Origin of the sequence: Alteromonas macleodii ATCC 27126, assembly GCF_000172635.2 — a bacterium.
In the GTDB taxonomy this organism is placed as follows: Bacteria; Pseudomonadota; Gammaproteobacteria; order Enterobacterales; family Alteromonadaceae; genus Alteromonas; species Alteromonas macleodii.
Genome location: NC_018632.1, coordinates 1,472,471 through 1,493,963, shown reverse-complemented (window position 1 = coordinate 1,493,963; position 21,493 = coordinate 1,472,471). Strand labels below are relative to the sequence as shown.

The 21,493-nt window shown below is 43.9% G+C and carries 19 protein-coding genes and 4 tRNA genes; 6 read left to right on the top strand and 17 right to left on the bottom strand.

Going from position 1 to position 21,493, the window contains the following annotated elements:
* Window positions 1-373: 373 nt before the first annotated feature.
* On the top strand, window positions 374-1,348 hold the full coding sequence (locus MASE_RS06385) for a transposase (protein WP_014948929.1): 975 nt from the start codon (window positions 374-376) through the stop codon (window positions 1,346-1,348).
* 29 nt (window positions 1,349-1,377) lie between these two features.
* Here the strand turns inward: MASE_RS06385 and dusC are convergent, their stop codons facing one another.
* The 7 genes from dusC to gltX all read right to left on the bottom strand — a co-directional run bounded on the left by dusC (window position 1,378) and on the right by gltX (window position 6,376).
* Window positions 1,378-2,316, bottom strand: coding sequence for a tRNA dihydrouridine(16) synthase DusC (gene dusC / locus MASE_RS06380; protein ID WP_041693428.1), 939 nt, complete (start codon window positions 2,314-2,316; stop codon window positions 1,378-1,380).
* 283 nt (window positions 2,317-2,599) lie between these two features.
* Window positions 2,600-2,788, bottom strand: a complete 189-nt coding sequence (locus MASE_RS06375) for a DUF1289 domain-containing protein (RefSeq protein ID WP_014948927.1) — start codon at window positions 2,786-2,788, stop codon at window positions 2,600-2,602.
* Window positions 2,789-3,065: 277 nt separating this feature from the next.
* Window positions 3,066-3,971 carry a M14 family metallopeptidase gene (locus tag MASE_RS06365; RefSeq protein WP_014948925.1) on the bottom strand — a complete coding sequence of 302 codons (906 nt, stop codon included), beginning with the start codon at window positions 3,969-3,971 and terminating at the stop codon, window positions 3,066-3,068.
* Window positions 3,972-4,319: 348 nt separating this feature from the next.
* Window positions 4,320-4,395, bottom strand: a tRNA-Glu gene (locus tag MASE_RS06360).
* 155 nt (window positions 4,396-4,550) lie between these two features.
* Window positions 4,551-4,626 (bottom strand) — tRNA-Glu (locus MASE_RS06355).
* Between the two features lie 179 nt (window positions 4,627-4,805).
* Window positions 4,806-4,881 (bottom strand) — tRNA-Ala (locus tag MASE_RS06350).
* An 85-nt stretch (window positions 4,882-4,966) separates the two neighbouring features.
* A complete protein-coding gene (gene gltX / locus MASE_RS06345; protein ID WP_014948924.1) occupies window positions 4,967-6,376 on the bottom strand; it encodes a glutamate--tRNA ligase in 1,410 nt (469 codons plus the stop codon).
* Window positions 6,377-7,282: 906 nt separating this feature from the next.
* On the opposite strand from gltX, the gene MASE_RS06340 reads away from it, so the two are divergent.
* A tRNA-OTHER gene (locus MASE_RS06340) sits at window positions 7,283-7,344 on the top strand.
* A gap of 244 nt (window positions 7,345-7,588) precedes the next feature.
* The gene (locus MASE_RS06335; protein WP_014948923.1) at window positions 7,589-9,211 is read left to right on the top strand and encodes a response regulator; all 1,623 of its coding nucleotides are present in this window, start codon (window positions 7,589-7,591) and stop codon (window positions 9,209-9,211) included.
* A 45-nt stretch (window positions 9,212-9,256) separates the two neighbouring features.
* Here MASE_RS06335 and MASE_RS06330 read toward each other — a convergent pair whose 3' ends face one another.
* Window positions 9,257-9,784, bottom strand: a complete 528-nt coding sequence (locus MASE_RS06330) for a GNAT family N-acetyltransferase (RefSeq protein WP_014948922.1) — start codon at window positions 9,782-9,784, stop codon at window positions 9,257-9,259.
* A gap of 128 nt (window positions 9,785-9,912) precedes the next feature.
* Window positions 9,913-10,881 (bottom strand): GTP 3',8-cyclase MoaA, encoded by a 969-nt coding sequence (gene moaA / locus MASE_RS06325; RefSeq protein ID WP_014948921.1) that lies wholly within the window; start codon window positions 10,879-10,881, stop codon window positions 9,913-9,915.
* 324 nt (window positions 10,882-11,205) lie between these two features.
* Between moaA and MASE_RS06320 the strand changes: the two genes are divergently transcribed.
* The 3 genes from MASE_RS06320 to MASE_RS06310 all read left to right on the top strand — a co-directional run bounded on the left by MASE_RS06320 (window position 11,206) and on the right by MASE_RS06310 (window position 13,631).
* Window positions 11,206-13,026 carry an ABCB family ABC transporter ATP-binding protein/permease gene (locus MASE_RS06320; RefSeq protein ID WP_014948920.1) on the top strand — a complete coding sequence of 607 codons (1,821 nt, stop codon included), beginning with the start codon at window positions 11,206-11,208 and terminating at the stop codon, window positions 13,024-13,026.
* Entirely contained in the window at window positions 13,027-13,242 is a 216-nt protein-coding gene (locus MASE_RS06315) for a DUF3820 family protein (RefSeq protein WP_014948919.1), read from the top strand.
* Between the two features lie 65 nt (window positions 13,243-13,307).
* Window positions 13,308-13,631 (top strand): hypothetical protein, encoded by a 324-nt coding sequence (locus MASE_RS06310; protein WP_014948918.1) that lies wholly within the window; start codon window positions 13,308-13,310, stop codon window positions 13,629-13,631.
* Here MASE_RS06310 and MASE_RS06305 read toward each other — a convergent pair.
* From MASE_RS06305 to MASE_RS06270, 8 genes are all read right to left on the bottom strand, one after another.
* A complete protein-coding gene (locus MASE_RS06305) occupies window positions 13,628-14,992 on the bottom strand; it encodes a TrkH family potassium uptake protein (protein ID WP_014948917.1) in 1,365 nt (454 codons plus the stop codon). The genes MASE_RS06310 and MASE_RS06305 overlap by 4 nt on opposite strands.
* Entirely contained in the window at window positions 14,989-15,645 is a 657-nt protein-coding gene (locus MASE_RS06300; RefSeq protein WP_014948916.1) for a potassium channel family protein, read from the bottom strand. The genes MASE_RS06305 and MASE_RS06300 overlap by 4 nt, the downstream gene beginning before the upstream one ends.
* Entirely contained in the window at window positions 15,645-16,340 is a 696-nt protein-coding gene (locus MASE_RS06295; RefSeq protein WP_014948915.1) for a response regulator transcription factor, read from the bottom strand. The genes MASE_RS06300 and MASE_RS06295 overlap by 1 nt, the downstream gene beginning before the upstream one ends.
* A gap of 4 nt (window positions 16,341-16,344) precedes the next feature.
* Window positions 16,345-17,343: a sensor histidine kinase gene (locus tag MASE_RS06290; RefSeq protein WP_014948914.1), complete on the bottom strand. Its 999-nt coding sequence runs from the start codon at window positions 17,341-17,343 to the stop codon at window positions 16,345-16,347.
* A gap of 131 nt (window positions 17,344-17,474) precedes the next feature.
* Entirely contained in the window at window positions 17,475-18,818 is a 1,344-nt protein-coding gene (locus MASE_RS06285; RefSeq protein ID WP_014948913.1) for a class II 3-deoxy-7-phosphoheptulonate synthase, read from the bottom strand.
* A 177-nt stretch (window positions 18,819-18,995) separates the two neighbouring features.
* A complete protein-coding gene (locus MASE_RS06280; protein ID WP_014948912.1) occupies window positions 18,996-19,949 on the bottom strand; it encodes an ABC transporter ATP-binding protein in 954 nt (317 codons plus the stop codon).
* A 16-nt stretch (window positions 19,950-19,965) separates the two neighbouring features.
* The gene (locus tag MASE_RS06275) at window positions 19,966-20,943 is read right to left on the bottom strand and encodes a FecCD family ABC transporter permease (protein WP_014976065.1); all 978 of its coding nucleotides are present in this window, start codon (window positions 20,941-20,943) and stop codon (window positions 19,966-19,968) included.
* Between the two features lie 57 nt (window positions 20,944-21,000).
* Window positions 21,001-21,477 carry a low molecular weight protein-tyrosine-phosphatase gene (locus MASE_RS06270; protein WP_014948910.1) on the bottom strand — a complete coding sequence of 159 codons (477 nt, stop codon included), beginning with the start codon at window positions 21,475-21,477 and terminating at the stop codon, window positions 21,001-21,003.
* Between the last annotated feature and the right edge of the window lie 16 nt (window positions 21,478-21,493).

Here is a 21,493-nt window from a genome sequence, read left to right as displayed (position 1 = left end):
AACGATGGGCGTGTGGGTTCTAGGGTTGACGTGTTTGTATAACTTGCCCTTTAAATTAAATTGTTAGGGACAGACACTCGTTGGTACTTTTGCTTAGTCCTCTTGCTAGTAGAGGCGGCTTTGCAATAAGGAAATTAGAAAGGACAGAAACCCGGCGAATAAGGGTGTCTGTCCTTTTTCTTTTGGGTCAAATAGACTTAACGATTGACGTCTATCCGTTATGAAATTCGAGTGTCTGTCCACGATTGCCAGTTCTGAGATTTGATCGAAAGAGCACTCATGAAAAATAACCGTCCCTAAAACTGTCCCAAAGACCACTTAAAATTGACGCCGTAAATCTCATAATGTCAATAAATAACTATGGGATACGGATATGCCTCTACCTCGTTACAAGCAAATAAATACTGATGTTACACCTTATTACCACTGCATTTCTCGCTGCGTGAGGCAATCTTACCTTTGTGGTCGCGATGCCCGCACTGGCATAAACTATGAGCATAGAAGAAAGTGGATTCAAGACAGGCTCCATAAGCTTTCTCAAGCTTTTGCCATCGACCTATGCGCCTACGCTGTTATGCACAATCACATTCATGTGGTATTACATATAGCAAAAGGCAGAGCTGAAGGCTGGACGATGGATGAGGTCTTGCTTCGGTGGAGGATGTTTTATAAATGCCCGCCCGTAGTGCAGCGATATTTAGAAAACTTTGATTCTGTAACGTCAGAAGAACTTGCTGAATTGAAATCATTATCTGTTTTATATCGAGAGCGACTTCAAAGCATCAGCTGGTTTATGCGTATGCTCAATGAATATATTGCTCGAAGAGCTAACAAAGAAGATGAATGTAAGGGCTATTTCTGGGAAAGAAGGTTTAGGTCACAAGCTATACTCGATGAGAAAGCACTGGCCAGTGTAATGGCTTACGTCGATTTAAATCCCATTCGAGCAAAAATAGCGACGACGCTAAGCAACTCTCACCATACTAGTATCCAATATCGGTTGAATGCCAAACGCTCGAATAAAACGCCTAAGTTTTTGATGCCCTTTAGCGATAGTCACCACAAGAACACAGTGCCGTTGCCCTTCGCATTTACCGATTATTTGCAGCTTATCACTGATACGATGAATGCAGAGAGTAATAACGATATCTGCAAAGTCCCAAAGCTTCCTAACCGCTTGCTAAGTAAGCTTGGAATGACAAAAGAAAACTGGCAGCTAGTAACTAGTAATTTTGAAACACTTTTTACTGGGCCTGTCGGTTGCCCCGAGATGATGGAGAATTTCGCCAGATGCTGCCAAAGGGCATGTCGCCCAAACGTTGCAAATGCCCAAAGGTATCTGTCGTGAACCTCTAACACTATTGCAAAAGTACTTGGCTAAATATCGGCTTGGCGTGCAAGCACATCAACAATGTCCTGAGATTTCGTTAGGCGCCTTATGTCGTTGAACAGAACTTCAGCTTCAGGGTATTGTCTTTTCAGATAGCCGCACCATTGCTTAATTCGGTTGGGGTAATATTTGCCCTTATCACCAAAAATTTCGTAGCCAGAGTACTGAATCAGCAAAGCAGCCAGTTCAGACCATGGCATAGGTGCTACACCCTCTTTAATACTCATCGCCAAATTAGGCATTGCCAATGCACCTCGTCCAATCATAAGGTTGGTACACTCTGATTGGCTCTGACAACGCTGAGCGTCTTCAGCGTTCCAAATTTCACCATTTGCGACAAGTGGAATATCGGTGTGTTGTTTTATCTTCGCTATCCAGTCCCAATACGCCGGTGGTTTATACCCCTCCGTTTTGGTCCGCGCATGAACAACGAGCTCAGAAGCGCCCGCTTCAGTGATAGCTATAGCATTCTCGATAGCTAAAGATTTGTCTTCAAAACCTAGTCTGATTTTGGCTGAAACTGGGATTTCTGCAGGAACAGCGTCCCTTACAGCTTTCACAATGTCATAAAGGGTTTGGGTTTCTTTCAACAAAACCGCCCCGCCCTTACTCTTATTAACTGTTTTGGCAGGGCAACCAAAATTTAGGTCAACACCAGGAGAGCCCAGCTCTATTGCTGTTTGTGCATTCTCTGCAAGCCACTGTGGATGTTGTCCTAATAATTGAACTCGGACAGGCACACCTGCCGGAGTTTTGCCGCCATTATGAAGCTCAGGACAAAGTCTATAAAACGTTTTCTTTGGTAATTTTTGATCGACCACTCTTACAAATTCAGTAACACACTGATCGAAACCACCCACGCGAGTGAGCATATCTCTCATTAAGTGGTCGACAACGCCCTCCATAGGGGCAAGCATTACTCTCATTGCAAACGTCTCAGATTAATAGAACATAAAATTGGCGCGGGAGTTTAGCAAAAAGCACTTATATCAGCCAGGCTTTGATGCTTAGTTTTTCAACTTCTGTGACTGTCTATTTAAGGTGCATTTAAGGTGGTTTTAAATTGCAGCTATTTAAATTTAGTAAGTGTCTGTCCGCTAGACACTTTAATTCATGTGGGAGTGATGCAGGCTTCTAATTCTATACGAATAGAAAAGCTTGTGTGTCTGTCCATATGTAGAAAGTTCTTGATAGAAGTTCGCACTTAGCCTATTTACGAGGCTGTGACTGGGTAGCGGCTTCCTTTTCTAAATTTTCAAGGCGAGTGAATACGGCCTTCTTTTGATTATCGGTGTATGTCCGCCAATTAATGATTTCTTCAATCGTACGTTTACACCCAATGCAAATGTCTTCTTCGGTTAATTTGCACAAGGCTACACATGGGGAAATTAAGTTCATAAAGCTTCTGTTTTATCCAGACCGTCTTTTTTACTCTGTACTCGCGAAGCTGCGATAGCTGCCATTGTAGTTTCTGATAGCTCTTTATTGGACCACAAACAGACATGACAACCAAAGCGCGATTCAAGATATGAGGAAAACTCAGTGTCTGTCCCACAGTCATACCTCACTAAATTTTGCTTTTTACCGTCGTAAATAACCGCAGAATAAGTAAACACAAAGAGCCTCCTAAAAAAGAGGCTCAAATATACATCTAGACGTCTAAACGTTCAAGCGTCTAATTTAAATAATCGAGTGCAGCGCAAATTGCGGCCACCTGAGCATCATTGCAATTTTCGGGTGTCGCATTATCGCTATCGGGATAGACTTCTGTAGTTGTGACGTACTTAGCATCTGTCATACCTCCACAAAGGTACAACGACTTCTTGTCATAGCAAATTACACCTTCACTCACCACATCTGCACCTATAATCTTTCCGTTTTCATCGGCCGGTGCGATATGCGTTACTTTTTTCACAGCCTCAATAACTGCTTTTTGAAACTCTATTTGGGGGCTTGGAGTATTAGCAACCGTATAGAAACCATCTGGAATGTTCCAGTTATCATGGGTCACCCCATCCCGCGCAGCCAGTGCTGGTCTAAACTCACTATTGTCCGTGTCTGTCGTTTCGTGCAAATCAATATGAAGCGTAAGAGATAACGCTAAATCAGATACTAATTGCATAAGCTGAGCAGACTCTGGTGCAGGAGAATCACTGTAAAACGAGCGATTCGGATCTAATGCCATTGGGTTCCATCGATTTATCGACTCGTATCCCCAGGGACTTACACATGGCACCACAACTATATTTACTTGCTCTGCGTACTGAGCCAACTTTGTTTCAATAAATTGAAGCGCTCCTTGCACACCACTAGTTTCGTAGCCGTGAACACCGCCTGTAACGAGTGCAGACGGCTTTTCAGCGTCAAAACTCTTGGGAATTACAGCATATAGTGGGTAACGCGCTGTATCATAAGGAAGTGCGCCATACTGCTTTAACTCAAAGCCTTCAGGGATAATGCTGAAGAGTTTATTAAGTACTTCTTCCTGATAACTTCTTTTCACAGTCTGCTGTGCTTTCCATTGGGCTTTTTCTTCTTCGCCCCACGGCTCACCAGGAGTTCCAATTGGATAATTCTGCATATAACACCTCTTTTGTATTTTTTAGATCATAACAGTTCAACAAGCTCACGTATCTATCACACAAAAGTTTCTTAAAGGGTTGTGACATGAGTTCTTTACGCATTGAACCTCTGAAAAGTACTTGCGCGAAGGTGTTGACGCCTCTTTTGTAAGAATTGCAAATTCCGATGAAAATGATCGGTGTATGTCTAGGTAGATGGTTTAAAGAGGGAAAGAAGAGTGTCTGTCCACTGAAGCTTTCTTAAAATGGCTTTGCATCTATTTGCTTACAGATTTAATTGCAGTGTCTGTCCACAAAGTTTTAAGCCAGAAACAAAAAAACCAGCCGAATGGCTGGTTTTTTCGATATGGCGTCCCCTAGGGGATTCGAACCCCTGTTACCGCCGTGAAAGGGCGGTGTCCTAGGCCTCTAGACGAAGGGGACTGAAAATTTCTTTCGGAAGCAACGCTTTCGAGATTTCAGTAAGGCGAAGTGAGTCAGCTAACTGAGCGACCTTACCCTACCGAAACTTTCAGTCAGAAGTTGAATAATCAACTCCAGCCTATTTCACAGTTTTAATCGACTGTGACGCGATAAAATGGCGTCCCCTAGGGGATTCGAACCCCTGTTACCGCCGTGAAAGGGCGGTGTCCTAGGCCTCTAGACGAAGGGGACTGAAACTTTCTTTAGAAAGCACCGCTTTCAAGATTTTCAGTAAAGCGAAGTGAACCCGGTGTCCTAGGCCTCTAGACGAAGGGGACTGAATTCTTTCTTCGAAACTAAATTTTCGAATTTTTCAGTCCGAAGCTGCCTTAACAACTTCAGCCTATATCAAACCACATCTCAATGTGACTTGGTGGAGCCAGGCGGGATCGAACCGCCGACCTCCTGCATGCCATGCAGGCGCTCTCCCAGCTGAGCTATGGCCCCATCATGGTACCAGTCATTTTGTGTGACTGTTCCGTGACAGCGGGGCGCATTCTAGGCATCCCCCCCTGTCATGTCAACGCTTTTTTTATGAATTTTCTCTGTTTGCTATAAAAGTAAGCGCTTTGTCGATTCTCTCGCCAATTTTCTCTTTTGAGATAAGATTCAACGTGATATCTAACGACGGTGAATTACCACCACCTGTCACAGCTACACGCAGCGGCATACCTACTTTCCCCATGCCCACTTCCAATTCTTCGGCTGTACTATTTATAGCAGCCTGAATATTTTCTGGGTTCCACTCTTCAATTGCCATTAATTTATCTTTAGCAAGCTCTAATGGGCCGCGAGCGACTGGGCGAAGGTGTTTTTTTGCTGCGTTCGCATCAAAATCTTCATAGTCTTGATAAAAGTACGTAGAAATCTCAGCTAACTCTTTTAGCGTTTTTACTCTATCGGCCTGAATAGCAATTATAGATTCAAGCGCTGGGCCTGTCGTTAAATCAACATTCAACTCTTCAAAGTGCCATTTAGCGTGTGACGCAACTTCACTTGCTGGTAATGTCTTAATGTAGTGTTGATTCAACCAGATTAGCTTTTCTGTGTTAAATGCCGATGCAGATTGCCCAATGGCATCTAAGCTGAATTTCTCAATCATTTCATCAACTGAGAAAATTTCTTGATCGCCGTGAGACCACCCCAACCTAACAAGGTAATTAAGCACAGCTTGCGGTAGGAAACCATCATCGCGATATTGCATCACGCTTACAGCGCCATGACGCTTAGATAACTTCTTGCCGTCATCACCTAAAATCATAGAAACGTGAGCATATTCTGGAACAGGTGCACCAAGCGCTTCAAGAATATTGATTTGACGTGGCGTGTTATTAATATGGTCTTCACCACGAACTACGTGAGTAATACCCATATCCCAATCATCAACAACTACACAGAAGTTATATGTAGGGGTACCGTCAGAGCGCTGAATAATAAGATCGTCTAGCTCAGTATTGCTAATCTCGATTTTTCCACGCACGTGATCATTAATTACCACTTTACCTTCTAAAGGGTTTTTGAAGCGGATAACAAAAGGCTGACCTTCTGGATGATCCGTTCTGTCTCTCCACGTACCTGGGTAGCGAGGCTTCTCACCACGTTCTTTTTGCGCTTCACGAATCGCATCTAACTCTTCAGAGCTCATAAAGCATTTATACGCTTTACCTTCATCCAAAAGCTGCTGAATAAGTTCTTTATATCTATCGAAACGCTCAGTCTGATAGATTGGACCCGTATCCCACGTTAAACCTAACCATTGCATTCCGTCTAGAATGGCCTGCTTTGCTTCTTCAGTTGATCGCTCGATATCTGTATCTTCAATACGAAGAACAAACTCGCCGCCTTTGCTTTTAGCAAGAAGCCAAGAATAAAGCGCAGTTCGTGCGCCGCCAACGTGAAGATAGCCTGTTGGGCTGGGTGCAAATCGTGTAACAACCGACATGGTTACTCTCTATTGTTAATGTATTTCTAAAGTTGGGCGCATTCTACCAGTGTAAGCGCGACTTCAAAAGTAAGATAAGAATAGAAGGAAAAAGAAATCCCTTGAAGTAGTTTAGATGGTACGAAGAAAGTGAGCTATAAAGTGGACAGACACTTATTGTTGAAGCCCACTTTTTCAAAATTCTTTTCTTGCTGAAGTGGACACACACTCAGAAAAGTCTAACGCTCAAAGAGTGCCAGAACTGAAAAAAACTCTAAAAAAGTAAGTGTGTGTCCGAAAAGACCAGGTAGTTTAAATAAAAAGATTCTGCACGCACTTTATCAGGTTTACGTGAGTGTCTGTCCTTTCTCCTTCTCTCCTTTGTTTTTTCGTTGCGTGTTTTTTAAGTGACTGTTCACTTGGTAATTCAATTGATATTTCAAGAATAAAGTAAGCACCACTTTTATTTGGTTAGGTTTACTAGCGTTAAGCTACGAAAAAATAAGTGGGTGTCCACTTTGCGCTTGCACTTTGTCCTTGTTTGCCACTTCTTCTTTTAAAAAATGAGTGTGTGTCCATTGTGCGAAGCCCCATTGTGCGAGGCCAATTTAATTATATGTTTGTGGTAAATAAGTGACTGTCCACTTCAATTACACCCAACCTCTATTTCAACTCTTAGTAAGAAGCAAGTGTCTGTCCCCCCCACAAACTCCAACTGGCTCGTGTAAACCCACGCTGCAGTTTTTGTCTATCGATGGATTCAAAACGCGATTAAAAACGCTGTTCTTTTCATCAATTTAGTTAAGATGCAGCCAGAGTGTCTAAAATTCGGGCACACAGTCATTTTTCTTTAATTTTATTGTTGACACTAACGGAACCGACTCTATAATACCGCCCCACTTGCTTAGGCAAGCTTTAAAGAAATATGGACGCTTAGCTCAGTTGGGAGAGCATCAGGGTCACTGGTTCAAGCCCAGTAGCGTCCACCATCCCTCTCAATATATCAATCTTTAGAAACACAACAATCTAACTATGTCTTAGTCGTTGTCACGTTAAAGCATTTTGGCTACTCCTACACCAAATCCAGCAATCATTATCAATAACCAGTACTGAAATTCAGCTACGAGCAGCTTCCATTATGCGATAGTCTCCATAAAGAACTATACTTAAGGTGTACTTACCGTGATATGGTAAGAAAAATAAGGGTTCTCATGTTTCAGAGGCTACTAATTGATGAAACTACACTTAGCTAGAAATACTAAGTTGTTAATTGCTGAAGACCAGGTGCTGGCGAAAAGCCATATGCACTATGCACTTGAGCAGTTAGGTTTCAAGAACATGAACTATGTTGATAGGCCCTCTCATGCCCTTTCGGCACTGCAAGAACATGATTATGACGCCATTATCTGCTCTTATAATTTGCGCTCTGAACAAGGCGGTTATTTTTTACTTGAGCAACTAAACGAAACTCAATCACTCCCCCTTACCAGCGCATTCATCTTCACCAGTGCAGATACCTCAGCAGAAGTCGTCCACGCCATCATAGAGTTACAGCCGGATGAGTTTATCGCTAAGCCTTTTTCGGTTAACGAGTTAGACAGGCGACTTTCTAGAGTTTTATCAAGGAAAAAAGCGCTAAAGAATATCTATTCATTCATGGATAAAAAGGACTACGAAAAAGCCCTGGCCGAAGTTGAGTTCTTTCTATTACAGCCTGAGCAAGCCGAACACTTTCCGCTAGCGATGAAGATTAAAGGCGATTTGTTGATTATCACAGAAAGGTTTCAAGAAGCCGTAGCCTTCTTTGAATCGATAATTAACGTTCAAGATTTTAGCTGGGCAAAAATGGGGATCGCGAAGAGTCTGTTGGCACTCAATGAATTAGACGATGCCGAAAGAGAAGTTATCCAGTTAGCGATGCGACCTGACTCTGCGCTTGAGGCCTATGACTTACTCGCCAAACTGCAAATTAAGCAGTCAGCTTTTGACGAAGCGCTGGAGTGTACATCGCTGGCGTGCAATATCTCACCTCAAAACATTGCTAGACATAAGTTAGCGATAAATTTGGCGCGGATCACCCATGATTACGAAAGTCAGTTTAACAGCGCTAAAAAGGTGGTCCGCTACGCGAAAGACTCTATCCATGACAAGCCAGATATTTATTTAACTGCCGCAAGAGCGGGTGTTGATTTTGCTATGACATCTGAGCCCGAACACGTAAACAGCATAGTTAAACAAACTAATGAGTATTTGCGACAGTTGAAAAAGGCTCACCCGAAAGCAGCCTTAAACGATGAGCTGACGGTGATTGACGCGCGTATTCATTATTTGAAAGACGACACAGTGAAAGCACAAATGCTGTTGTCAGATTTTCACACTGATCATGCCCAACACCACTCCACAGAAGCCTTACTTGATAGAGCCAAAGCCCTTCATGAAGTAGGAATGAAGAAAGAGTCCCTTGCGATTTTAGACGCCATTTCCTCAAGGCAGGATGAGGAGAACGATGAATTAAACCTCATGGCCACCTATTTAAAACAAGAGAAAGAAGAAAAAGAAGCGATTACGCTAAGCCCTAAAATACTTAACAACACCGCCGTTGCGCAGTATAAACGAGGTAATTTAGAACAGTCTTACACAACATTTGCTCAAGCGTTCCGCGTCATGCCTAAAAATCCCTCTATTGCGCTTAACTACCTTCAAGCAATAGTAAGGGCCCGAAAAGCTAACACGCCTATGCTTGCCGACACCCTTTCGGCCATCAAAAAATGCAGAGAAACACTCGAGTCGGCAGCTTTGTCAGAAGATCAGTATTCTCGCTACGAGAACGTAAAAAGCATTCTAAAGAGCGAATGATAACGTCAGTCATTCCCCTCGCCCTTCTTATACCAATACGATTACTTAATTAGAGTAGACGACTACTGTCTCGTGATAGAGTTTGTCTTTATACTCAAGCTCGTGACTAAACGTCATTCCTAGCTTTTTCATAATATTGATAGACGCACTATTTTGCGGGTTAGCAATAGCAGAGAATTTTTCAACACCTATATCATACAGCGCTTCTTTAACAGACTCCGCAGCCTCTGTTGCGTAGCCCTTGCCCCACGTATGGCGCTTAAAACGCCACCCTAGTTCCATATTGTCACTTTCGGGGTGTTGAGTAAAAAAGCCAAAGGGTCGAACTAAAATCCAACCAATGCTTTCCTTTTCGACTAGCGTTTCCACGCGCCACAGTCCCCACCCTAGAGCTGGATTGGAATAGGCTTGGAAACGAGGAACAAAGATTTCCCGAATATCTTCCTTAGAAGACTTCTTGCCACCGTTGATATATTTCATGACAAGCTCATCTTGATCGAGCTCCCATAAAAAGTCTGCGTCTTGTTCGGTGATATAATGGTAGGAAAGACGCGCACTGTCCTTGATATGCATATACTTCCTTTATCGTTATTATTTTTAATATACTTACACCGCTGAATATAGCTCATTTTTACAACAAACCAAACTTATTCGATGTATTTATTTTGCCCTACATTTTCCTTTAACGTAGAGCCAATTAACTAGCCTCCCAGCATGGCAAGGTGCTTGGTTGCCCCTGTTTTACCTTCATGCAAATAGTGTGTTTCGTGTTTTTGACCGAGCACATCTTGTAAAAAAGCGACCACTTCATCCACATTTCCAGTGGCAAGAAGATGTCTCATGTCTATTCCGTTTTCACTAAACAAGCATAGGTGTAGCTTTCCTGGGGCAGAAACACGTAGTCGATTACAAGTTTTACAAAAATCTTTGCTGTAAGGCATGATTAAGCCAATTTTACCGGCATAGTCAGGGTGGTAAAACTCTTGCGCTGGCCCCGCATCTTTTCTACGCAACAAAGGCTGCCAGCCCATTTCTAACAACGTACTTTTTAGCGGCGTACCACTTTGATGTTGCTTATTGAAAAACTGATTTAAGTCGCCTGTCTCCATTAGTTCTATAAACCGGAGCGTTACTGGCATATCTTTTAGCCAAGCAAGAAACCTATGAAGACGGCTATCTGAAAAATCGTTGAGTAAGACAGAGTTCACTTTCACGTCTAAGCCGGCATCAATCGCTGCGTCTAACCCTCGAAGTACAGCTTTAAGCTTGTCTTGTCCTGTTATAGCGGCAAACTGACGGGGATCTAAACTGTCAATACTTACATTTACTTGGTGTAACCCTGCTTCTTTCCACTGATGCGCAAACTTTTCCATTCGCGCTCCATGTGTTGTCATCGCTACACGTTCGATACCAGGCGTATTACTTGTTAGCCGTAAAATATCAAGAAAGTCTCTTCGCAGCGTTGGTTCGCCGCCTGTTAGGCGCACTTTCGACGTACCTAGCTTAGCGAACGCTTTGAGCAAGGTATCAATTTCGTTTAGCGTCATAAACTGATCGCTCGTCGGGCCTTCATATCCGTCTGGCAAACAGTACTGACAACGAAAGTTGCACGCTTCGGTCACTGACAAACGTAAATAATGAAACTGTCTACCGAAACTATCTTCTAACAAACTAACTCCTTAATCCTGTGCTGCTTAGTCATTCAATTCACGGCTTTCTCAATCTAACAAAAGCCAGTAAAACATTGAGTGAATAACAAGGTAACTAAATTAAACTACCTCTAGTGTACGCGCGGAGAAACCAAAATTAAACACATTCATCGCTATAAATAAGACCATTTTAATCTCTAGCCTATTTCAAAACGTACTTCAAAAAGCGAAAATCGCCCTACACGAGCAGGTTAGCTCAATATCTATTACATCGTTTACGAAAAGCGATTTTTTGAATCAGCGCATTCCTAAGACTGTAAACACAATAATAAAGCACACTATAAAATGAGAAAAAACCGTTTTCCTACCAATGTCGACGAACCTGTTAAATGGCACGTTCTCTCACAGCTTTGGCCTTATCTCCTAGAGTTCAAGCACCGTGTATTTCTTGCTCTACTCTGCCTAGTAGCAGCAAAACTTGCCAGTATCGGCCTACCCTATGTATTGAAATACACTGTCGATAGCTTAAATGGCGACCTAACCACGCTTGCATTAGCGGTACCTATCAGCCTTATCGTTGCCTACGGAACACTGCGTTTACTGAATGTTTTGCTCGGCGAAGTACGCGACACGCTATTTGGACGAGTTACAGAGCGTGCCATGCGCCGCCTTGGACTAAAAGTCTTCAAACATTTGCACAACTTAGACTTGGGCTTTCATTTAAATCGACGCACAGGCGGATTGTCACGAGATATAGAGCGCGGTACCAACGGCGTAAGCTTCCTCATGCGTTTTATGGTGTTTAATATTGTTCCTACCCTATTAGAGATCACTCTTGTTGTAGGCTTACTCTTGTTTCAGTTTGGCGTATCTTTCGCGTTAATTATTGTAGTTAGCGTGGTGGCTTACATTGGCTTTTCGATGAAAGCCACGGATTGGCGCACTCGCTTTGTTACTCAGATGAATGAAGCTGACTCGACCACCAATTCCCGGGCGGTAGACAGCCTGCTAAATTTTGAAACCGTTAAATACTTTAACAACGAATCCTTTGAAGCCAATCGCTACGACACGGATTTAGCTGCATGGGAAAAGGCACGAAGAAAAAACCGCTTGTCGCTATTTGCATTGAATGGCGGCCAAGCTGCCATTATCGCTATCGCCATGACATCTATGATGGCAAACGCTGCCTTTGGCGTCATGAATGGCGAGATGACCATAGGTGACTTTGTATTGATAAACGCCTTCACCATGCAAATTTTTATGCCCTTAAACTTCTTGGGGTTTGTGTACCGTGAAATTCGAGGGAGCCTTGCGAATATCGATAAACTGTTTGACCTTCTCGCCCAAACTCCGGCCATAAAAGATGCCCACGACGCTACGGAATTAACCTGTGCGAACCCCGCACTGCGATTTAACAATGTCCATTTTGCATATACTGAGAAACGACAAATACTTAACGGCTTAAGCTTTGATGTACCGCCAGGCTCAAAAGTAGCGGTAGTGGGTGAAAGCGGCGCGGGAAAATCAACGCTGATGAAACTACTCTTTCGGTTTTATGAGCCTCAACAGGGCGACATCACGATAAATGGAAAAGACATCACATCGGTTACGCAACAAAGTCTGCGTTCACATATCGGCATTGTCCCTCAGGATACGGTGCTGTTTAACACTACCTTGCTGGAGAACATTCGCTACGGTAACCCTGACGCCAGCGATGAAGACATTAAACAAGTTATCAAACTCGCGCATCTTGAAGCATTTGTAGAAAGCCTACCTGAAAAGCTAGACACAACGGTAGGTGAGCGAGGCCTAAAACTTTCTGGTGGCGAAAAGCAGCGCGTTTCTATCGCAAGGGCCTTACTTAAAGGCGCGCCAATCATGATTTTTGATGAAGCCACCAGCTCGTTAGACAGCACGTCAGAACGCGCGATATTAGCGGCCCTTCGCGACGCTGCTAAAGGACACACCAGCTTAGTCATCGCCCATAGACTGTCCACAATTGTTGATGCCGACAAGATCCTTGTACTTAAAAACGGTACCATTGTAGAGGAAGGGACACACACTTATTTGCTTGAGCAAGGTGGTGAATACGCAGCACTATGGCAAGCACAACAACGTGAAGATGAAGACCTCAACGAAAATCCCAAGACAAAAGGTAGTCAGTGAATGGACCCAACGCTTATCAAAGCCGCTATTAACCAAGTGATGCCCTTTGGCAAATACGCTGGAAGACGCCTATTTCATTTACCTGAACCCTATTTGGTCTGGTTTCACAAGCAAGGCTTTCCAGAAAACAAGCTTGGTGAACAGCTCGCTTTAATGTATGAAATTAAGCTAAACGGCTTAGAGTCTGTTGTAGAACCGCTATTAAATGACGACTAGCAATCACAAGGGGACTCAGCGTCCCCTAATGGCAAAATGAGTAAACTCTAACCACACGAAGATTTATGTTAGCAAGACCCAGAAAGCAACGTCGAAGTGACGTAAACGAACGTATCAAAAAAATACACAATGCCATTGCCGACAAACTGATGTTGCAACCAGAACTATTTGAAGAAGTCGAAAAAACATTAGAAACCCGTTATCACAACAAAATGATGCGCTATGGAAGCTACCTTCTTTGGAAAGGAATAATTGAGGCTCGCCATCAACCAGACGTATTTAAGGCGCTTCTTTTGGCTGACGACGAGCGCACAGCCAACCTAAGAAGAGAAACCATCTTCGTCGGTATTTTAAGTGAAGATGAACGAGCCGCTGTTTTTGCAGGTTAACCAATTGCTAGTTTAGCTTCTGGGTATTTAATGCGGCTTATTCGAGGGCTGGCAATAAAATAAGCCAATGTCAAAGGCCCTAATCTACCCGCGTACATCAGTAAGATAATGATCCACTCACCACTGTTTGACAGCTCGCCAGTTAGCCCTCTGGAAAGACCCACGGTCCCAAGAGCAGAAACCGCTTCGAACACGATATCCAAAAAGTCAGCTTTTTCTGACATTAATAAAAGAAAAATAGCTATCCACGTAATACCTATGGAAATCATCGTAAGCGCTAGCGCTTTGCTGATAGTGTCATTTGAAATTGTTCTGCCAAAGAGTCGTGGTGCAGCTCCCCGCTGAATATAGTTGTATGCGGCAATGATCAAAACGATGAAAGTCATCAGTTTTATACCGCTTGCGGTACTCATTGAGCCCCCGCCGATAAACATTAACAACAACATTAATGCTGTCGTTGGATCTTCTAACGATGCTATATCCAGCGTATTAAAGCCGGCTGTTCTTGGAGTAACGGCTTGAAACCAAGATGCCCATAATGCGCTTTGAGTATCGAGGTTCGCCAAGGTTGCAGGATTATCACTTTCAATAACAAAGATAAGCAAAAAGGCGGTTACATTGACAATTAGCGTACCCAATATCATTGTCTTGGCATACACAGAGATACGTTGCCATCTGCGCTTTTTATGAAGCTCTATCCAAACGGAAAACCCGAGACCACCAATAATAAATAATGCAGAAATAGTGATGTTGATAATCGGGTCTCCCACATAGGCGGAAAGACTATCCCCACTAAGTGCAAATCCTGCGTTGTTGAACGCAGAGATGGTGTAAAAAAACGCGTGAAATAACGCTTCACTTACTCCTTTTTCCTGCATCCAGTAGGCCGACAGAATACAAAAACCCACTAACTCAACGAAGAAGGCAAAAATCAGTACCGACTTTGCTGTAGATACAAGTGTTGATAAATCTGTTTGATTAAACGCCTCCTTCACTGCCGATTGCTGCAAGAAACTTATTTTACTTCCTAAGGCAATGAGCGTGACGATGGCAAACGTCATCAACCCTAAGCCCCCCAGCTGAATTAAAACCGCAATCACCGCTTGTCCAGCAGTTGTAAAAACAGATCCGGTATCGACAACCACAAGACCCGTTACTGTCACCGCCGATGTGGAAGTAAATAGGCTTTGGATCCACGAGATGGGCTCATGAGTCATCATTGGTAATTTTAGGATAACGGTGCCTAAGAAAATCACCGCCACAAAGCTTAGAGAGAGAATAAGAGGCGGCCCTACCTGAATTTTATTGATACCTCTAGGCGAGCGCTCTATAGGTCTATAGCCAGGATCCCATCTGTTCATTGTGCTAGCCTAGGCGCTATTTTAACAAGGTTCTCTCTATGGCCGCAGAGAATAACGGTATCTTTCGAAGTAACTTCAAAGTCTAACGATGGATTATGATGTAGCTGGTGACCTCGCTTAACTAACAAACAAGAGACCTGCCCCTTTCCGACGGACAGCACGTCTTTTAAGCGCTGTGAAGAAAAGTGATCGGACAAAATAACATCAACGATATAAACGCCGTGTCCTATACCCAAGTAGTCATTCACCATTGGGTAGTTAAGCGCTTGCGCCACCCTTGCTCCCATCTCTTCTTCAGGATGAATAATTTTCGACACACCCAGCTTGGATAAAATAGCGTGGTGAGCAGAGCTATTAGCTTTCACCCAAATATTGGCTACGCCCAAGTTTTTTAGTGCTAACGTACACAGTAAGCTAGCTTGCATATCTTCGCCAATAGCGACAAGCACGGCTTCGCTCTGACACAAGTTTAATTCCTTGAGCGCACGCTCATCACTGGCATCACACACAACGCACTGCGTAAACTCACCTGCATACTGTTCAACCAGCTTTTCACTTTGGTCAATTCCTGTAACAGTGTGCCCCATATGAATTAACTCTAAACTGGCCGTTAAGCCAAACTTGCCAAGCCCAATTACACTAAAATGCGACATTAATTAGCCTCCGGTTTATCAACCGCTATTCGGTAGCCTTGTTTAGGCATTGTCTCTATTAAATCTTTCTCGAACGGATCTATCTTCTTTCTTAGCTGTCTTACAAGAACGCGGATGTAGTGGGTATCTTCACTGTGATGTAGCCCCCATATTCTTCTTAACAATTCTTGCTGACTAATAAACGCCCCAGGCTGTTTTGTAAGCTCGTCAAGAAGCTGAACTTCTTTTGGGGCGAGCGCGATAACTTCGCCTTCAACGAGCAGCCGTCGCTCGGTAATATCCAACGCTATCTTGCCAATCTGTCGTGTGGGCGATGTGGGCTCAACCACAGGATTGAAGTCTCTTAGCAGTACTTTCACACGGGTGACAAGCTCTCTGATCCCAAAAGGCTTGCTGACATAGTCATTGGCACCCCGGGACAACAGGTCGACTTTGTCTAACTCCTGATCTCTTGCAGACAACACGAGCACTGGCAGGCGACTAGATTCTCTTATGCGTTTAAGTACTTCACTCCCCTCACCATCAGGTAACCCTAAATCGAGTATGACAAGGTCAGGACGGTGCTGATTAAACAATGACAAAGCTTCTCGAACCGAAGCAGCTTCAACACAAAGGTAGCCTTCTGCACCTAGCGCAATGCTCAGCATCTGACGAATATTCGCATCATCTTCAACAAGTAGAATGGTGTGGCTCATTGCGCTAATCCCTTTTTGGAATTGTGATACTGACGAGAAGGCCTGGTGTGGTATTCGACAGCTTGATAGCACCACCATGGGCGTGAACTATGCCTGCTGCTACGCTTAGCCCTAAGCCAATGCCGCCTTTTCCGCTATCGCTGCGACGACTGGTTTGAAAAAGCTGTATTGGCGCTTGTAGCTGTTCATCGCTGATCCCTTCGCCTTTATCGGCTATTTGAAACTTAAACTCTCCATCAGAGCGGCTAACCATCAGCAATACACTGTCATCGCTGAATTTAAGGGCATTATCAATTACGTTAAATAAAGCTTGTTCAAACAGTGATTCAGACACAGTTATACCGCGACTGTCACTGTTGTTGATCACTTTTAGTCGACCACTGTTAATACGACTTTCAAGGTTAGCTAAAAAGGCAGTCAGGTTTACATGGGTTAAATTTAGCGCTAACGCGTTATGCTCAATTCGTGTGGCTTGAAGCAGGTTCTCAACGTAAACATAAAGGCGTTTACCTTCATCGTGAACCCCTTTTAACAGTGCCTGTCTCTCAATGTCATCAAGCTTGTCTTGATATGTCATATAGGTTTCAACAGAACCGATAATGGTAGAGAGCGGCGTACGCAAATCGTGGGACACAGATCGCAGGACACTAGATTGTGTTTTAACAACCTGTAGTGCATGTTGTTGAGAATTGACGTAGACAGCAAGCTCGCTAATGAGGATGGCTACAATGATGAAAACGACAAAATTTATGCTGTCTTCAACTTCTGCAATTTGAAATGAGTGCAAAGGCTCGGTGAAAAAATAATTAAAGCTCAGTGCTCCGGCTACCCCTGCAAGCAAGCCGTAAAACCTTGAGGTCGTTAACGCCACAATGGCACACGCAAGCTGTAGTATGAGCAGAATACCGCCAAGCGGCAGTAACCAGTTACTAAGTGCTAAACACCCTAAAATAGCCACAGCCATAATAAAGAGTGTATAGAAACCGTGTTTAAATTGGGTCATAGGTCAATCGTGTTTACTTCAACACAATGAGCATATCAACCTAACCTCAAATATACGCGTAAAATTTAGGTAAAAAAAACGGCATCTCAATGATGCCGTTTCTTCAACTTGCCAATGCGATGTTGGTCACTTTAAGCATTACGCAAATGATCAGCCACCAAGAATGCCATTTCAAGTACTTGGTCTGCATTTAAGCGCGGGTCGCATTGCGTTTTGTAGGCTTGCGCTAAGTCTTCATCGCTAATTTCATAAGCACCGCCAGTACACTCCGTTACGTGCTGACCGGTCATTTCAAGGTGAATACCACCTGCGTGAGTACCTTCTGCTTCGTGAGCTTGGAAGAACTGCTTAATTTCTTTCAAAATTGCATCGAAGTTACGGGTTTTATAACCGCTAGATGCCGAGAACGTGTTGCCGTGCATCGGGTCAGAACTCCACACAACGTGTCTGCCTTCAGCTTTCACTTTACGCAATAAGCCTGGCAAATTGTCGGCTAAATTATCGGCGCCCATACGCGTAATTAGCGTTAAACGACCTGGATCGTTTAGCGGGTTAAGCGCATCAATCAAACGAATAAGCTCGTCTTCTTGCATGCTTGGCCCCACTTTCACACCAATTGGGTTGTGAATGCCACGGAAAAACTCAACGTGCGCATGATCAAGTTGACGGGTACGCTCGCCAATCCACACCATGTGAGCCGAACAATCGTAAGGCTTACCGGTAAGGGTATCGATGCGTGTTAGCGCCTGCTCATAGTTCAACAGCAATGCTTCATGCGACGTGAACAGTGAGGTCTCGTGCAGCGTAGAACTGGTTTGTGCGTTAATACCAATAACATCCATAAATTCAAGGGTATCTTGAATACGGTTGGCCATATCAGAATAACGCTCTTTAAGCGGATTGTTTTCAACGAACGCCATGTTCCAGCGGTTAACTTCATGAAGGTCGGCCAAACCACCTTGCGCGAACGCGCGAAGTAAATTCAGGGTTGACGCACTGCGATGGTAGGCTTCCAACAAACGGTCAGGATCTGGTCGACGGGCCGCTTCGGTAAATTCGAAGTTGTTGATGATATCACCACGATAGCTTGGCAAGGTCACGCCATCGCGGGTTTCGAAATCTGATGAGCGCGGCTTGGCGTACTGGCCTGCCATACGGGCAACCTTAGTTACCGGACAACGACCAGCAAAGGTAAGCACAATGGCCATTTGAAGAATAACTTTAAAGGTATCGCGAATTTTAGGCGCATTAAATTCGTCAAACGACTCAGCACAGTCGCCGCCTTGTAAAAGAAAGCCTTTACCCAAGCTGACTTCACCTAGCTGGCGTCTAAGCTCACGGGCTTCAGCAGCAAATACAAGCGGTGGATAAGAACTTAATGTTTGCTCTACTTCTTTTAAACGTGCTTTATCGTCGTACTCTGGTTGCTGAAGAATAGGTTTATTTCTCCAACTGTCTACTTGCCAATTACTCAACGGTGTTCTCCTGAATAAAAAACGTAGGGCAAACGTTTTACTGAAAATATTTATTGAAGCTAGATGCTTCGAATAAAAAGACTGTAACGCGCTTAACAGTGCGTCTGTAGCGCTTTTTTCTAATCAGTCTAATGTGAAAATGTGAATCTAAAAAATGCTGGGGGCACTTTACCACATTTATTCTAGGGAAATAGGTGCGCAAACTTGAATTTCTAGAAAGTTATCGTGCTTGCTTATAGCAAAATGGCATTCAAACACACTTTCTAAGTTTGTTTGCGTGGCCACCTCTTGTGGCTTACCGAACGCTACCATGCGACCTTTTTGCATAAGCCATAAACTATCGCAATAGTTGGCACTAAGCGCGATGTCGTGAGACGTCATAAGTAGGGTATTCCCTTTATCGCAAAGGAATTTTACCAAACTAGCCAGTGCATATTGATGCCTTATATCAAGTCCTTGCAATGGCTCGTCTAAAAGCACTACCCCCTCTCCGCGCTCTAGCTGCGGCCAAATTTGCAAAAGCGAACGACAAATCTCAACTCGCTGACGCTCGCCGCCAGAAAGCTGGGTGACAATTTGGTTCAAGAAACCCGATATTTCGAGTGCTTTTTCTAAAACCGGAGGAATTAGTTCATCTTGCTGTGCTGTTGCATAAAAGCTTAGGTATTCTTTTACCGACAAGTGAAAACCACTTTCGCTTTGTTGCGCTAATAAGGTGCGCACACTCGCAAGTGTTGCCAGCGACCAATCGTTCATTGGTTTGCCTAGCAGCATGACGGTGCCCTCATCAGCGTCAATAAGACCCGCAAGGGTAAGCAACAGCGTTGATTTCCCTGCCCCATTTGGTCCTATAATGTGAACGCACTCGCCTTTTTTTGCACGTAAACCTTCCACCGAAAGTCGCGATGCTACTTTTACATTCTGTAAGCTTAAAACGGTACGACTATCTGCTAGGTTATGGCTATTCGCTGGGCTATTGCTATCCGCTTCGCTTGGGCTTTCTCCTACACCATTTTTGCTGCTGGTGTTTTGCTTTGTGTTAACACCAAGTGCGGCATGGCCACTTGTATTTATTTTTACATCGCTGGTCGAAACTGGGCGTTGGTAGGTAGTACTATTGTTTGTCGTCATTTCATTTCCCCCTTCACTACCCTTTTATTTGACCTTTTGCTAATGCCCAAATTAATAATGGACCGCCTAACGTAGCTGTTACCATAGACACCGGAAGCGTAATGGCACGGGTCATTTCAGAGCTTAACGCAACCAGCATCAGCAGACTTGCACCACTTAATGCACTTAACGGCAACAAATAGCGATTATTATGCCCGATGATCAAACGTAAGATATGCGGTACTAACAAGCCAACGAAAGCAATAGAGCCTGCCATAGACACCGCAGTACCTACAGCAATAGCGCAGACAATGAGTGCGCGCTCAGTGAGTTTCTCCACATCCACACCACTACTTTTTGCTGCAAGTTCACCGGCATAGAGCTTGTTTAAATCGCCAGCGAAATAAAGCTGTAATGCGACAGCAACAGCGATTAACGGACCACCCACTGATAAAATTAACCAGTTAGTTTGGTACAAACTACCCATTAACCAGAAAGTAAGATTGCGCAGGGCATTAGCGTCGCTGAACATGTAAAGCCACGCTATAACGGCGCCGCTAAGGGTAGAGATGGCAATACCCGCTAGAATAACAGCCGTAGAGGAGCCCAACAGTTTTCTTGCTAAGCGGTAGATAATAAATGTAGATAACAACGCACCAATAAAACATCCCAAAGGCAACAAATAGTGTAGGTACGCTGTAGCCCATTGTGGGGTTAGCAGTAGCAAAAGCGCAGCAACCAAGCTTGCGCCACTCGTAATGCCAATAATTCCCGGGTCTGCCAAAGGATTTCGCAGCACTACTTGCAAGGTAGCTCCACTTGTAGACAGTGCCGCCCCTACTAAACACGCAGTAAGAATAAGCGGTATTTGAAGCTGAACAATAATATGCTGTTTTAGTTCAGCCGCCGTATCAGACAGCCCTGTCACGCCAACAATCCCTACCACACCTATGACGAGTGACAAAAGTACTGTTATTACAACCAAAGTGACGGCGGTGCGTTTAGTTCCTGTCATTGTCAATACGGGTTCTCAAGGTGGGCTTTCGAGATGGTTTATCAATATGATTTGCGTTTATTGTTGTTGGGTTTGTTTAATATGCGCAATCAAACCGTCCGACGCTTCTTCGATAAGATCCAACACCAGCTCAAAGCCGCGCTTGCCGCCATAATATGGATCAGGTACTTCCTTATCGTCTGCATTTGCAAAATCAAGAAACAGCTTAATTTTATCGTGGTACTGGCTAGGCGACATACCGTGCAAATTAGCAAGGTTGCTGTTATCCATGGCAAGAATGAAATCAAATCGCTCAAAGTCGCTTTCATCCACACGTCGGCATTTTAGCCCTTTGAAACTGTAGCCTCGTTCTACGCCTGCGGCTTGCGAACGCTTATCGGGCGGGTTACCAATGTGATAGCCGTGGGTTCCCGCTGAGTCAATTTCAATATTTAATCCGGCTTGTGCAGCCTTGTGTTTGAACACGGCTTCTGCGGTTGGAGAACGACAAATATTACCCAAACACACGAACAACACCGATGTAGATTGTTTCATTCAAAATCCTATTTCA